This window comes from Lacrimispora amygdalina, from assembly GCF_900205965.1.
In the GTDB taxonomy this organism is placed as follows: Bacteria; Bacillota; Clostridia; order Lachnospirales; family Lachnospiraceae; genus Lacrimispora; species Lacrimispora amygdalina_A.
Genome location: NZ_OAOF01000003.1, coordinates 223,374 through 238,037, shown reverse-complemented (window position 1 = coordinate 238,037; position 14,664 = coordinate 223,374). Strand labels below are relative to the sequence as shown.

Annotated in this window: 16 protein-coding genes; 10 read left to right on the top strand and 6 right to left on the bottom strand. The window is 42.7% G+C overall.

All coding sequences use genetic code 11. The features are described 5' to 3' along the window. Positions 1–62: 62 nt before the first annotated feature. Together aroC and CRO04_RS05995 are read right to left on the bottom strand one after the other, a co-directional pair. Positions 63–1,175 (bottom strand): chorismate synthase, encoded by a 1,113-nt coding sequence (gene aroC / locus CRO04_RS06000; RefSeq protein WP_097003322.1) that lies wholly within the window; start codon positions 1,173–1,175, stop codon positions 63–65. Positions 1,176–1,189: 14 nt separating this feature from the next. After that, positions 1,190–2,248, bottom strand: coding sequence for a lactonase family protein (locus CRO04_RS05995; RefSeq protein ID WP_097003321.1), 1,059 nt, complete (start codon positions 2,246–2,248; stop codon positions 1,190–1,192). 222 nt (positions 2,249–2,470) lie between these two features. Here CRO04_RS05995 and CRO04_RS05990 point away from each other — a divergent pair, with 222 nt between their 5' ends. Genes CRO04_RS05990 through CRO04_RS05970 form a run of 6 tightly spaced genes read left to right on the top strand, consistent with a single transcriptional unit; the run spans position 2,471 to position 7,166 of the window. Then, positions 2,471–3,004, top strand: coding sequence for a helix-turn-helix domain-containing protein (locus CRO04_RS05990; RefSeq protein ID WP_097003320.1), 534 nt, complete (start codon positions 2,471–2,473; stop codon positions 3,002–3,004). Between the two features lie 16 nt (positions 3,005–3,020). Further along, entirely contained in the window at positions 3,021–4,097 is a 1,077-nt protein-coding gene (locus CRO04_RS05985) for an ABC transporter ATP-binding protein (RefSeq protein ID WP_097003319.1), read from the top strand. After that, a complete protein-coding gene (locus tag CRO04_RS05980) occupies positions 4,090–4,902 on the top strand; it encodes an ABC transporter permease (protein WP_097003318.1) in 813 nt (270 codons plus the stop codon). Before CRO04_RS05985 ends, CRO04_RS05980 begins: the two co-directional genes overlap by 8 nt. Then, positions 4,902–5,690 (top strand): ABC transporter permease, encoded by a 789-nt coding sequence (locus CRO04_RS26760; protein ID WP_242974356.1) that lies wholly within the window; start codon positions 4,902–4,904, stop codon positions 5,688–5,690. Before CRO04_RS05980 ends, CRO04_RS26760 begins: the two co-directional genes overlap by 1 nt. Positions 5,691–5,705: 15 nt before the next feature. Next, positions 5,706–6,803, top strand: coding sequence for an ABC transporter substrate-binding protein (locus CRO04_RS26755; RefSeq protein ID WP_242974355.1), 1,098 nt, complete (start codon positions 5,706–5,708; stop codon positions 6,801–6,803). A gap of 24 nt (positions 6,804–6,827) precedes the next feature. Next, on the top strand, positions 6,828–7,166 hold the full coding sequence (locus CRO04_RS05970; RefSeq protein WP_097003317.1) for a DUF1622 domain-containing protein: 339 nt from the start codon (positions 6,828–6,830) through the stop codon (positions 7,164–7,166). Between the two features lie 50 nt (positions 7,167–7,216). Here CRO04_RS05970 and CRO04_RS05965 read toward each other — a convergent pair whose 3' ends face one another. The 3 genes from CRO04_RS05965 to CRO04_RS05955 form a co-directional block, all read right to left on the bottom strand. Beyond that, positions 7,217–8,065 carry a Dam family site-specific DNA-(adenine-N6)-methyltransferase gene (locus tag CRO04_RS05965; protein ID WP_097003316.1) on the bottom strand — a complete coding sequence of 283 codons (849 nt, stop codon included), beginning with the start codon at positions 8,063–8,065 and terminating at the stop codon, positions 7,217–7,219. Further along, positions 8,056–9,108 carry a DNA adenine methylase gene (locus CRO04_RS05960; protein ID WP_097003315.1) on the bottom strand — a complete coding sequence of 351 codons (1,053 nt, stop codon included), beginning with the start codon at positions 9,106–9,108 and terminating at the stop codon, positions 8,056–8,058. Before CRO04_RS05960 ends, CRO04_RS05965 begins: the two co-directional genes overlap by 10 nt. 94 nt (positions 9,109–9,202) lie before the next feature. Then, on the bottom strand, positions 9,203–10,297 hold the full coding sequence (locus tag CRO04_RS05955) for a GGDEF domain-containing protein (RefSeq protein WP_097003314.1): 1,095 nt from the start codon (positions 10,295–10,297) through the stop codon (positions 9,203–9,205). A gap of 464 nt (positions 10,298–10,761) precedes the next feature. Between CRO04_RS05955 and CRO04_RS05950 the strand changes: the two genes are divergently transcribed. The 4 genes from CRO04_RS05950 to CRO04_RS05935 all read left to right on the top strand — a co-directional run bounded on the left by CRO04_RS05950 (position 10,762) and on the right by CRO04_RS05935 (position 13,610). Then, positions 10,762–11,376, top strand: a complete 615-nt coding sequence (locus CRO04_RS05950; RefSeq protein WP_097003313.1) for a recombinase family protein — start codon at positions 10,762–10,764, stop codon at positions 11,374–11,376. Between the two features lie 57 nt (positions 11,377–11,433). Next, on the top strand, positions 11,434–11,817 hold the full coding sequence (locus tag CRO04_RS05945) for a metal-dependent transcriptional regulator (protein WP_097003312.1): 384 nt from the start codon (positions 11,434–11,436) through the stop codon (positions 11,815–11,817). Positions 11,818–12,037: 220 nt separating this feature from the next. Then, positions 12,038–12,559 (top strand): serine hydrolase domain-containing protein, encoded by a 522-nt coding sequence (locus tag CRO04_RS05940; protein ID WP_330400787.1) that lies wholly within the window; start codon positions 12,038–12,040, stop codon positions 12,557–12,559. Between the two features lie 175 nt (positions 12,560–12,734). Continuing rightward, the gene (locus tag CRO04_RS05935; RefSeq protein ID WP_097003311.1) at positions 12,735–13,610 is read left to right on the top strand and encodes an AraC family transcriptional regulator; all 876 of its coding nucleotides are present in this window, start codon (positions 12,735–12,737) and stop codon (positions 13,608–13,610) included. 49 nt (positions 13,611–13,659) lie between these two features. Here the strand turns inward: CRO04_RS05935 and CRO04_RS05930 are convergent, their stop codons facing one another. After that, on the bottom strand, positions 13,660–14,589 hold the full coding sequence (locus tag CRO04_RS05930; RefSeq protein WP_097003310.1) for a helix-turn-helix transcriptional regulator: 930 nt from the start codon (positions 14,587–14,589) through the stop codon (positions 13,660–13,662). Between the last annotated feature and the right edge of the window lie 75 nt (positions 14,590–14,664).

Below are 14,664 nucleotides of genomic sequence, written 5' to 3'. Positions count from 1 at the left end.
ATTTAAATAATTCAGTAATATATCCGGCATTTAACATAGCATAAATACCGGATATAATCAAGTTATTCTGTCTCTTTACCATAAAAGGATACAATCCGGTCCATTCTGGCAGATAAATTGGCAAGCAGTAAATCAACGGTTGTAAGGGCGGCCATTGCCTCTACTACCACCACTGCGCGGGGCACCACGATGGGATCATGGCGGCCTTTGATTTCGATCTGCGTTTCTTCCCCCTGTCTGGTAACTGTCTTCTGAGGCTGTGCAATGGAGGGCGTCGGTTTAAAAGCAGCACGGAATACCACGGAGGACCCATCGCTGATTCCTCCCAGAACACCTCCGGCATGGTTGGTCACCTTCGTAGTCCTGCCGTCAGCCCCTATGTGAAAGCCGTCATTATTCTCAGAGCCCAGGGCGCGGGAAGCTGAAAATCCATCACCGATTTCAAAACCTTTGACTGCCCCGATGGACATGACCGCTTTTGCAAGGGACGCATCGTATTTATCAAAAACAGGGCTGCCGATTCCAGCAGGCACACCGTCGATGATACATTCCACCACACCCCCTGCAGAATCCTTTCTTCCCATCATCTCTTCCAGATACTGCTCTGCCAGAAGACATGTCTCCGTGTCAGGCATATAGAGGCGGTTTTTATCACGTTGGTTTAAATCAAAATTCTCTGCTTTTACTTCATACGGTCCCACAGATCTGGTATAAGCCGTCACCGTGATCCCAAGACTCTTTAAAAAACAGGCGGCTATGGCACCTGCCGCAACTCTGCCGATGGTTTCTCTGCCCGAGGAACGCCCGCCTCCCCGGTAATCCCGGAAACCATATTTTTCATCAAAAGTATAATCTGCATGACCTGGCCGGTATACTTCCATAATATTACCGTAATCCTTAGAGCGCTGGTCCGTATTCCAGACAACCATTGAGATTGGGGTTCCAGTGGTCTTTCCTTCAAAAACACCGGATAAGATCTCCACCTGATCCCCTTCGTTTCGCTTTGTGGTAAATTTACTCTGTCCGGGTTTTCTCCTGTCAAGGAAACACTGAATATCCTTTTCTTCCAGTGGAAGACCGGCAGGGCAGCCATCCACTACCACACCGATTCCTTTTCCGTGGGATTCTCCCCATGTTGTGATTTTAAATATTGTGCCAAGTGTGGATCCCGCCATAGTTGTCTCTCCTTTTATTTGCTGACCTGCACGATTACACAGCTGTTGGGTTCATTAACTTTTAATTCTTTTCCGTTCATAATTAAAAGTCCTTTCTCATAATCCACCGCAAAGAAGGTGATGCTTCCGGTCTCATGGTTAATGGAAGCGATATGCCTGTCATCCGGGAATACACAGATGTCTTTTGGATAGCTTCCGCTGATTGGAAGACAGCACAAAAAGGTCAGCAGACCTGTCTTCGGATCACGGTCATATACCGTAACCGTATTATCCCCTGCATTGGAGCAAAACATGTGCCTTTCATCGTTGGAAAGACGCATAGCGCTTGCTGCGGTCAGTTGTGTCAGAGGTTTGGGGCCTGTGGTCTGAATGGTCTGAATCTTTTCAATCCTGGGCTGGCGCTCCCCTGTCTCATAGGTAAATACTTCAATTACATTCTTAAGCTCATGAATCAGATAGAAGAACTTACCGTCAGAACTGAAACGGAAGCATCTGGGTGCGGACTCCAATTCACTTCTGATGGCATCTACCAGCATCATCTCTTCGTCCTTTTCATCAAAATGATAGATCTTAACCTGATCGATTCCCAGATCAGCAACCATAATGAACTTTCCGTCCGGTGTACGTCTGGAACAGCTCACATGAGGACGGAAATTTCTCTCTGCAACGCTGCCCAGTCCTTTATGGAACACTCCGGTTACGATATCACCTACGGAGCCGTCGTCATTTAAACGAAGTACGGTACACTTTCCATCATGATAGCCGGATACAAATATATATTTATCATCTTTATCCGTAGATAAATGACAGCCTCTCATCCCTTTAATATTAGCAGTATTCATTCTTGTTATGGAACCATTCTCATGGATTCTAAAGGACACAACGCCTTCATCCGCTATGGAATAAAGTGTCCTGCCATTATTGGAGGCAACAACATAGGAAGAATTGTCAACTTCAACCTCACATCTGGGAATAAAACAACCCTTTTCCACATCAACATCATACACGGTGATACCCTTGGCCTGTCCATTGTAGGAATAGGAACCTACATACGCCATATATTTACCTGTCATAACAATTTTCCTCCTCGAATCATCCTTGTATAAGCTAGAAATATCATATCATAAGTTTCCCTGTTTGTTAAGGAAAAACTTCCCTAAAAACTATTGACATACATGGAAAATCCAGTATAATGAATCTTGCTGCATGTTTATTATTACTAAACTTTATAGTTATATTTATCGTCAGTTAGTATAAGTAAACTTTCGGCTTAACATAATAAGAAGGAGGAGCACATGGATATCGGTACAAAATTAAAGGAGCTGCGTATTTTAAAAGGACTGACTCAGGAAGAACTGGCTGACCGCGCGGAGCTCTCAAAGGGATTTATATCTCAGCTGGAAAGGGATTTAACCTCCCCATCCATTGCGACTCTTATGGATATTCTGCAGTGCCTTGGAACCTCCATCGGAGAATTTTTCAACGAAACCATAGAGGAGCAGATTGTCTTCGGAAACTCTGATTATTTTGAAAAACACGATGCTGATTTGAAAAATGAAATTAAATGGATCATACCAAACGCACAGAAAAATATGATGGAACCCATCCTGCTGACTCTGGAAGCAGGGGGGCAGACTTACCCGGACAATCCCCATGAGGGGGAAGAATTCGGATATGTGCTGCAGGGAAACATTTCCATTCATATAGGAACTAAAACATATAAAGCAAAAAAAGGGGAATCCTTTTACTTTATACCAGATAAAAAACATTACTTAAGCAGCAAGGCAGGTGCTTCCTTAATCTGGGTAAGTTCACCTCCAAGCTTTTAACAGGAGGATAAAGCTCATGGGTCAGCCACTCATCGATTTACGCAACATTTCTAAAAGCTTCGACGGAACGATGGTTCTTGATGATTTAAATCTTTCCGTGAAGGAGAACACATTTGTCACCTTGCTCGGCCCCAGCGGCTGCGGTAAAACAACCACCCTGCGCATCATCGGAGGCTTCGAAAGTCCGGACAGAGGCGAAGTTATTTTTGACGGACAGAATATCACCAGTCTGCCCCCTAATAAAAGGCAGCTGAATACGGTCTTTCAAAAGTATGCACTATTTACCCATATGTCCATTGCAGAGAATATTGCGTTTGGTTTAAAAATCAAGAATAAATCCAGATCTTATATTCAGGATAAAATTAAATATGCATTAAAGCTGGTGAACTTAGATGGTTTTGAAAACCGCAGCGTCAGTTCTTTAAGCGGGGGACAGCAGCAGAGAATCGCCATAGCAAGAGCAATTGTCAACGAACCACGTGTCCTGCTGCTTGATGAACCTTTAGGCGCGCTGGATTTAAAGCTTCGCCAGGATATGCAGTATGAGCTGATCCGTTTAAAAAATGAGCTGGGAATTACTTTTATTTATGTAACCCATGACCAGGAAGAGGCATTAACCATGTCCGACACCATTGTTGTCATGAATCAGGGCTATATTCAGCAGATGGGCTCTCCGGAAAACATTTATAATGAACCGGAGAATGCATTTGTGGCTGACTTTATTGGAGAAAGCAACATAGTTCCCGGAATCATGCTCCGGGATGAGCTTGTTCAGATATTCGGTGCTAAATTTAACTGTGTGGATAAGGGCTTCGGACTCAATAAACCAGTTGATGTGGTAATCAGACCGGAAGATATCGATCTGGTTGCTCCGGAGAACGGAACTCTTACGGGAAAAGTGACACATTTAATCTTTAAAGGTGTTCATTATGAAATGGAAGTAACTTCACCGGATGGGTTCGAATGGCTGGTACACAGTACAGACTTATTCCCTGTTGGTCAGGATGTGGGCATTCATGTTGATCCCTTTGATATCCAGATCATGAATAAGCCTGCGTCAGAGGATGAGGAGGCCGTAGGTATCAATGAATAAAAAATTATTGTCCGGACCATATCTGATGTGGATGATTGGCTTCATTTTGATTCCTCTGGCTTTGATTGTATTTTACGGACTGACCGACAAAAGCGGGGCTTTCACGCTTTCTAATGTAATCTCAGTCGCGTCGCAGGAACATGCAAAGGCATTGTGGCTTTCCCTGGAGCTCTCCCTGATCAGCACAGTCTTATGCCTGCTGATCGCTTATCCTCTTGCAATGGTACTGCGTTCCAGAGGTATGGAACAGGGAAGCTTTATCGTATTTATTTTTATTCTTCCCATGTGGATGAATTTCCTTCTCCGCACACTGGCATGGCAGACACTGCTGGAGAAAAACGGAGTGATCAATGGAGTCTTATCTGCACTTCATCTGCCAAACCAGGGACTGATCAACACTCCGGGAGCAATCATACTTGGTATGGTTTACAACTTCCTTCCATTTATGGTTCTTCCTATTTATAACGTACTGATGAAGATTGATGACAATGTGCTGAGTGCTGCCAGGGATTTGGGTGCGAATTCCACTCAGGTTCTGGTCCGGATTCTTCTTCCCTTAAGTTTACCTGGTATTGTAAGCGGCATCACCATGGTTTTTGTTCCTGCTCTGACCACCTTCGTAATCTCTAATATTTTAGGGGGAAGTAAGATCCTGTTAATTGGTAATGTAATTGAGCAGGAATTTACGAGAGGCAGCAACTGGAACTTAGGCTCTGGTCTTTCATTGGTCCTTATGATATTTATTTTGATCAGTATGGCGCTCATTGCCAAGTATGATAAAAACGGGGAAGGAACGGTGTTGTAATGAATCGGAAATCAGCTTTTTTAAGACGATTTATCCAGGATTTTTATCTGGTGCTTGTGGTTGTATTCTTATATGCACCCATTGCTACCATGACAGTGTTATCCTTTAATAATTCAAAATCACGTACACAGTGGGGCGGATTTACGACCAAATGGTATGGAGAACTGTTCTCAAGCAGCACAATTATGGATGCACTTTATAACACACTGCTGATTGCATTTGTATCGTCTCTCATTGCAGTAATCATCGGCACTGCAGCAGCCATAGCCATTAACAGCATGAAGCCGGTTCCCCGCTCTCTTCTCATGGGTATCACCAATATTCCCATGCTCAATGCGGATATTGTAACCGGAATCTCCCTGATGCTTGCATTCATAGCATTCGGGATCTCACTTGGCTTTCAGACCATACTGATTGCACATATTACCTTTAACATCCCGTATGTCATATTAAGTGTCATGCCGAAGTTAAAGCAGACAGATAAAAGTACCTACGAAGCAGCCCTGGACTTAGGAGCAACCTCGCTCACAGCATTTTTCAAGGTAGTATTCCCGGATATTCTTCCAGGAGTACTTTCCGGATTTCTTCTGGCATTCACCATGTCTCTGGATGATTTTATAATCACCCACTTTACTAAGGGGGCCGGAATCAATACATTATCAACACTAATTTACAGTGAAGTGCGAAGGGGAATCAAGCCTTCCATGTATGCACTTTCTACAATCATCTTTTTAACGGTGCTGGTTCTGCTTCTTATTACAAACTTTGCGCCCAGGAGAAAAAAATAACAGGAGATCAAGTAAATGAAAAAAAGAATGAAAACGTTTCTTGCAATCAGCGCACTCACCCTGCTTTCCATATCTGTAGTAAGCGGATGCAAAAAATCCGAGACAAAAGCAGGAAGCAACGGAGAGGTTTATGTATACAACTGGGGGGAATACATTGACGAATCCGTCATTCAGCAGTTTGAAAAAGAAACAGGGATTAAGGTTGTTTATGACTTATTTGAAACCAATGAAGAGATGTACCCTGTTATTGAAGCAGGCGGCGTTAAATACGATGCAGTCTGCCCTTCAGACTACATGATTCAGAAGATGGCCCAGAACAATCTTCTCGCTGAAATCAACTTTGACAACATTCCTAATATCAAAGAAATTGATCCAAAGTACATGGAGATGTCAAAGAGCTTTGACCCGGAAAATAAATATTCCGTGCCCTACTGCTGGGGAACCGTAGGAATCCTTTACAATACCAGCATGGTAGCAAAGGAAGATGTTCCAACCAAATGGTCGGATCTGTGGGATGAAAAGTTCAAAGACAACATTCTGATGCAGGACAGTGTCCGGGATGCCTTTATGGTTGCCCTTAAATCTCTGGGATATTCCATGAATACCACAAACGAGCAGGAAATCAATGAGGCAAAAGAGCTCTTAATTAAGCAGAAACCGCTGGTTCAGGCTTATGTAATCGATCAGGTCCGGGACAAGATGATCGGAGGGGAAGCTGCTGTGGGTGTAATCTATTCCGGTGAGATGCTTTATATCCAGAACGAAGTGAAGGAACTTGGTCTGGATTATTCTCTGGAATACGTGATTCCGGAAGAAGGGACCAACCTCTGGCTTGATTCCTGGGTAATACCAGCCAATGCCCCCAATAAAGAGAATGCAGAAAAGTGGATTAACTTCATGTGCCGTGCGGATATCGCAAAGAAGAACTTTGAATACATCACTTATCCAACACCTAACAAAGGCGCTTTTGACCTTCTTGATCCAGAATTAAAAAACAACAAGACTTTATTTCCAGATGAAGCTATGTTAAAGAACAGCGAAGTATATCAGTACCTGGGAGATCAGGCAGACAGTCTTTATAACGAAGCATGGAAAGAAGTAAAATCTAACTAACTGATACCAGACGGAGGGAAACTCATGGTAGAAAATCTGGAGCTTTTGCTGCTGCAGGTCGTAGATTTGGCAATTCTTCTCTTTGAATTTATAGGAGTCATTGTCATCGTCGTATCCGGAATCAAGGGTATTATTAACTATGTTAAGCACAATCCTGCCATACGGCTGAATCTTGCTCAGGGCATGGCGCTGGGACTGGAATTTAAGCTTGGAAGCGAGATTTTGAGAACTGTGGTTGTGCGAGAGCTTTCTGAAGTGGTTCTGGTTGCCGCCATCATTGTTCTGAGGGCTGCACTCACATTTTTGATCCATTGGGAGATTAAGGTGGAGAAAGAGTCAGATAAACAGAAGCAGATAAAATAAGAACGAAAAAGCGGATCCTCTGAATCGAATGAATCAGGGCTTCCGCTTTTTTAATAATTAGTTATAAGCACTTCAACCGTAACGGCATCCCGTTCTTTGAACTGATAATTACAGTTAGAATAGGTCTTATCAATATAATGGATCCGGTACTTCCGGCTCCATTCAATCAGCAGTTCATTGGACAGCCCCTTATGATAAAATACATTGGACAGGGCAAACCGGATTCCTTTCTGATTCAGTCTGTCAAGCAGGTCTAACAGCTCCCGCTCTTCCTTTTCCTTCCAGTCCTTAAATCCCCGGTTACCATCATTATAATTCCCGGTGGAAATGAGATAGGGCGGATCGCAGTAAACCAAGTCTTCCGGTCCAAGCTTTGAATAATCCAGTTCTGTAAAATCCCTGTTGGTAAACTGAATATTCTTTTTCTGAAGAGCCAGACAAAACCGGGTCAGATTCCTTTCAATATTGCTGTTAAAGGAACTTCGGTTTCTCCCAAAGGGAGAATTGAATTCATGGCTGTTATTAAAACGGATCTGGTGATTGAACGCGTAACAGGTGAGAACAAAAAGCTTTGTTAAATCACGGGTCTGGTTATAATCAGACCGAAGTGCATAGTATCCGTCTTTATTCTGCTGGGTCAGCTGATAGGTACTGATAATGTCTCTGATGCGCTCCAGCAGTTCATGGATCTCAGTGGACTGAAACATCTGAAACATCTCAATCAGATAATTAATCTGATCATTGCATATAATCGTCTCAGCCTCTGCATTAATCCCTATATTAAACCCTCCAGCAAACACATCCACAAATGTCCGGATGTCCGCTGGAAAGGCCTGAAAAACAGGTTCCAGAATCTTAAACTTTCCTCCTGTATAGTTAAGAGGACTTTTTATGTACATGGCGGCACCTGCTTTTCTATGTATACCAGAAGCTCTTTTAATCGTTCTGTTTCCTTAACCTTCCGGCTCTTGTATCTGCGGTAAGGAATTTCATAAACCTGATAAGTCTCCGGCTTTCCATATTTTTTCATAACCGCTTCTATCTCTTCCATAGCCATCAGTCCATCTGTACTGTAGCTCAGTATAATATGGCGGAATCTGGCATGAAAAAGCAGTTCCTCAAAGGCAGGAACTGCCTTGTTTTTCATACAAAATTCGGATTTCTGACCTTCCTGATCCGGCCTCTGCCCTGTAACCCCCCGGACTTCGGGGTAATCATATCTGGCAGCAGTCTCCAGTACGTGGTAATTGGAAAAATACTGTCTGGAATTGTAGGGCGGATCAATATACAGGATATCACCCTCCAGCCGCTTTAATAAATCCGATCCATTCTCATTGTAACACCGGTTCTCTTTCCCGTTATGGATAACCGGCAGGCGGTAAAGCTCATAATGCTTATAGCTTCTTCTCTCCCACGACTTATGAAAGGCCCCGTAAGTTCCCGAAGTATTGGATACAAAGGGAATGCCCTCTACAATACAAGCCACCAGATAGAAGTACTCGTCCTCACTTAGCAGCCCCGCAGCCTTCCAGTCTTCAACGGTACAGCGCGCAAAATCAATACGCAGGGCATTGTCATCATTTAAATACATGCGGCCGCCGGCTGGTGCATATGTATTCTGAAAAAAACGCCGTTTCACAGGCAGTACTTCCAGATCATTTTTCTGTCTGCCGTTAAAGTAATCCAGAGGATCATCTATTCCGGTCTCTGCCTTAAGGCGCTCAAATTCCGGCATCTGGTCGTTTTCAACGGTTGCCCGCTGAAGCACATAAGAAAAGTACAGCAGGTCATTGGAACAGACCTGGTACCACTGTTTAAAGTATCTGGCAACCGCAGCGGTTCCAGAAAATATATCACAAAAGCTTTTCGCTTCCGGTGCTTTCTCATCAATTACACTCTTAATCTGATCCAGCAGCAGTGTCTTGCTTCCAATAAATCTCATTCTTTTCTTGCTCCCATTTCATTTTACCTGCCTATCATTATAATGTAAAATGACAAAAAACACAAGAAAAGATACACTGGCTGTTACGGCTTTCTTAAGACCGGATTTTTTTCTGCTTTCGAATCCTTTTTAACCGGTACATTTTTTCATCCGCTATTTTTAAGGCCGTCTCTGGCAGCAGATTCATGTCTTTTTTTATGCAGATAATTCCGAAGCTTACAGACATGGGAAAATCGGCTGAGATACAGGAAAGATTCCTGTTCACCGCAGCCATCCGCTTTCCAACCTCGCTCTCCGATACTCCCCGGTAGAGGGCCACAAATTCATCCCCTCCAAAGCGGCAGATGAAATCTCCTTCTCCTATAGTTTTCTTTAATTCCTTTGATACGCATTTTAAATATTTATCTCCGTTTAAATGACCAAACTGATCATTAATTGTTTTTAATCCATCCAGGTCAATCATACACAATGCAAATGAACATTCATCCTTAATATAATCATCGATGGTGCTGATACAGCATCTCCGGTTATTCAGTCCAGTCAATTCATCTTTATATGCCATTACTTCCAAATATGCCTCCGTTTCTTTCTGATATGTCACATCCGTAATAAGATGAATAACCGCTTTCGTATTTTCCCACTGCAGCGGATGTGATACCACCTGAAAAAATTTCTGTTTGCTGCATTGATACTCGAATTTATATTTGTGTTTTATTTCATTTGGTGACTGCAGGCGTTCCATCAGCCCACACCCGTCATCGCAGTAAAACTGCCCGGTTTGCTGATTATAAAACCGCTTTTTAAAAAGATTGTTAGTAAAAAGGATTTCACCAGTCTTTTCCTCTGTTACAACAACCCAGTCTTTTAAACTGTTAATGATAGCCAAAAGCAAAGAACTGAAGCCTTTATTTCTAACTGCCTGCTCTCTCAGTTTCCGTTCTCGAACTTCCAGCTGATTCAGCCTCTCTGCCAGAAAATTATCCTGTTCAGACAAAGGCTCAATCTCTTTTTCTTCTGCCAGATTTTTTATAAACCGGTTCATTTCCGACATACATCTGGATAAATAGGAAACCGTCTCCTGAAGCTCCTTAAATACTGGCGCTTCTCCCTCCAGTTCTCCCACCGCCGGTTTATTTAAAATAATACTCCGAATCTGCTCAAGAAGAACATAAGCATCTTTTTCCGTCATTTAATACACCTTCAATCATGAGTTGGCACTTGGTTTCAGCTTTAACTGGCTGATCAGCCCCATTTCCTGAGATATTTCTGACACTGATAAGAATTGCCTATTGCCCTTTTCATTGATACCCTTTCCATATTTTTGTACCGGAATTCAACCGGCCCCCTTTCGTTGTTACTCAGTACGGTTACATTGTTTCAATATTTGATAAATATAACCACATTTCTATGTATTTTCATATATTTTCTGTCACAAAGGTGTACCTTTTTAGCAATACAATATGCTTGTCAAATGAGTAAAATCAACCATAATATATTATAATAAAAATTCTGACATATTTCAACAAAAAAATAACAGAAAGGTGAATTTTAATGTCGATATAGAAAGGTACACCTTTTTAGCAATACAATATGCTTGTCTCATTTTAAAATCCACCCTTTCTGCCATACTAAGAAGGACAGGAGGAAAACAATATGAATAATTTTTATGGTTACGTCAGAGTCTCCACACTGGACCAGAACGTTGAACGCCAGCTGATCGAATTGATTAAGTGGGGAGTTTTAGAAAAAAATATTTATTGTGATAAATTATCGGGAAAAGATTTCAACAGGCCACAGTACCAGAAACTAAAACGAAAACTAAAAGAGGGAGATGTGCTGGTGGTCAAGAGCCTGGACCGTCTTGGTAGAAATTATGAAGATATTCAACAGGAATGGAGAGATATTGTTAAAATCACAAAAGCCGATATTGTAATTATTGATATGCCGATTCTTGACACAAGGACCAATAAGGATTTAATTGGAACGCTGATCTCAGACATTGTGCTGCAGCTGCTTTCCTATGTAGCCCAGGCAGAAAGAGAAAGTATCCGGCAAAGACAGGCAGAAGGGATTGCCATAGCAAAAGCACAAGGGAAGCACTTAGGGCGATATCCCTCTCCTCTTCCTGAAGAATTCTTCCCAGTGTATGAGAAATGGCAAAACCGGGAGTATTCACTGCGGTCAGCCAGTGAAGTCCTTGGAATTACCATCAGTCAGTTTCGTACAATGATAAAAAAGCATGAAAAAGCATTGGATCACCTGACTTGAAAACAAACGGCATTTTGTGTTACAATAGACAGATATGAAAAGAACTACTGAAAGAAGGTGGCTGTTACGAAAATACAGGAATCTGCTGAAAATTATCTGGAAGCAATTTTAATGCTTCATCAGCGCAACGGATATGTCCGCTCAATTGATATCGCCGGTGAATTGGAATTTTCCAAGCCCAGTGTCAGCGTAGCAATGAAGAATCTGCGTGAGAACGGTTTTATTGATATGGATGAAAACGGACATATTACACTGCTGGAAAAGGGACAGGAAATTGCAGAACGGATGTACGAGCGCCACACCTTCCTTTCCGACTGGCTTATGGCTCTTGGGGTGGAACGTAAAATTGCCTTAGAGGATGCCTGCCGGATTGAGCATGTGATCAGCGCTGAAAGTTTTGCAGCAATTAAAACATTTGTCAATAGCAGGCAAAAGGGGTAACAGATAAGCAGCATTGCAAAGGAGAGTACGTTTTATATTACTGTCTCCTTTTCAATGCTGCTTATTTCATTCATCTGCATACAGAAACTAAACATACTATTATTATACCCTGATTACCCGAACACCAAAGGCATGACACTGCTCCGCACAAAATATCAGGCATTCCTCATCATTTCCCTCTATTATGGATTATAGAATAATAAACAAATGGAGGAAAACCATGAACCACGACATTTTAAATTTAGAACATATCATTGCTGCAGATTACGATAATATTGCTGGTATTGTTGTGATGAAAAAGGGAAAAACGGTATATGAACGCTATTTTGACGGATTTACCCCAGAAGATACGGTTCACATTATGTCGGTGACAAAAAGCATTGTATCCGCGCTGATCGGTATTGCCATAGATAAAGGCTTTATAAAAAATCCGGACCAGAAGGTTCTGGATTTTTTCCCTGATTATACGATCAAACGGGGAGAACACACAATCCAGAATGTTACCATAAAGCAACTGCTTACAATGACCGCTCCTTATAAGTACCGGAACGAACCTTACACGAAGGTATATACAAGTAACGACTGGACAAAGGCTGCCCTGGATCTATTGGGTGGCAAAGCCGGGATCACAGGGAATTTCATGTATTCCACAGTTGGAACACAGATTTTATCCGGTATTCTGGTGAATGCTGCAGGCAGATCTGTGGTGAACTGCCTTACGGATATTTATGGTGGATTATAAATGACAGCAAAGGTCCATGCTATGCAGCGATTGGTGACTGTGGTAATTTTATTTTTGTCAACGAAAAAAAGAACATTGTTGTAGCCATTACTTCCCGGTTTAAGCCAAAATACAACGTCAGGCTGGAGCTGGTGACCCGAGAGATCGTTCCAATATTTGAATAGGAGGTTTTAAAATGGATTGGATCAGCGGAATACAAAAAGCGGTGGATTACGTAGAAGAGAATATTACTATGAATCTGGATTATAATGAGATTGCAAAACAGGCGTACTCATCAGGCTTTCATTTTCAGCGGGTATTTGGACTTCTCTGCGGATTTACATTAGGAGATTATATCCGTATGCGGAGACTGACTCTTGCAGGGGGCGAACTTGCTGGTACAAATGCCCGTATACTGGATATCGCCGTGAAATACGGCTATGAAACTCAGGAAAGCTTCAGCCGGGCTTTCACCCGCTTTCATGGCGTATCCCCTTCCCAGGCCCGAAAAGGAGCCAGCTTAAAATCATTTTCCCGCCTTTGTGTAAAACTGATATTAGACGGTGCAACGATTACAGATTACAGAATTGAAAAAAGAGTGGGGTTTCAGATGATCTGCAAACCGCTTCGTGTATCCGCAGAAAAAGAACTGACCTCTGCCAGAATAACTGAATTCTGGCAGCAGTGCCGAAAGGATGAGACAATCCCAACGCTGTGCCGATATATTCCAAATGACAGCCTATTTGGCAATTGCATGACTGGGATAAGCTTTGGGGCAGATGCTGTAAATCCTGGCATACCCTATGCCATTGGAGTTCCCTATAACGGAATTACAGCAGCAGACAAAGACTTTTTGATAACCGCAATACCGTCTCATACCTACGCAGTGTTTCCGTGTACCGGCACAATGCCGGAGGCATTTTCCCGGCTGTATAAACAGATTTACAGTGAATTTTTCCCTGCAAATGACTACCAGCCCTGCGGCGGCACAGACTTTGAAGTCTATCCGTCGGACGATATAAAAAATCCTGGCTACACCTGTGAAATCTGGGTTGCCGTGGAAAAGAAATAGCCGCAGCACACCGGTTCAACCGGCTGCACTGCGGCTTCCGTATTCTGCTTCAATCTGCACCTTCGATACCAAATTTATTACGGGTCTTAATCCTGTCCAAAAGTTCCAGAAAATCCGACCGGTATTCCAGTGGCTCCAGAATCCTCACATGATCCCTGAAGCCAAGAAGCCAGCTGAATAAAGACGCCTTATCTGACCAGCTGATTGTCATTGTAAGTCTGCCGTCATCGCTTTCCGTAAAACTGCCGATTCCGAACTCTTCGATGAGACGCCATTTCATGGTTCCATCAAATTCTGCTGTTACATATACTTCATTGGTCCAGGATACCTCACTCGGATTCATCTGGTATAACTGCGGCTCCCTCTCCTCTATGTCCTCATTGGTACATATTATCTGTGTCATACGGTGCAGCTTAAACATGCGGAGATCATCTCTTAGCAGACAATATCCCCAAACATACCAGGAGGACCATTCAAATATCAGCAAACGAGGTTCTATGATCCGGTCATTTTCCCCACCCGGACCATAATAGTGAAACTCAATTATCTTTTTTCTCTCAATGGCATCCTTAATCAGCTCAAATTTAGGTGTCAGAGAGGACTGATACCAGGAACTCAGATTAATGACGACCGGTCCGCTGGCTCCCACATAATCACTACTTCCAAAGGAAAGCTTATCCATGAGTAGCTGGTAGCGGTTGGTTCCTGACACGCTGTCTAAACTCTTTAACCCTGAAAGTATTGCCTGCATTTCTGAAGAAGTAAACAATGTTTTATCCACCTTATAGCCTTCTGCTATGGATATTCCCCCATTTTTCCCCTGCTCGGTGACAATCGGGATTCCGGCTTTGCATAAATCTTCCACATCCCGGTTTATGGTTCTTCTGGATACCTCGAACTTATCTGCCAGATAGGGCGCTGTCACCTTTTCTTTTTGAAGCAGTATGGATATCATACCGATCAGCCGATCAATTTTCATCTTTTCGTCCCCCCTTTTTTGCAATTATATCATGAACTCTTCATTTGGAACATAAAAAATAAGGTTCACTGCAAA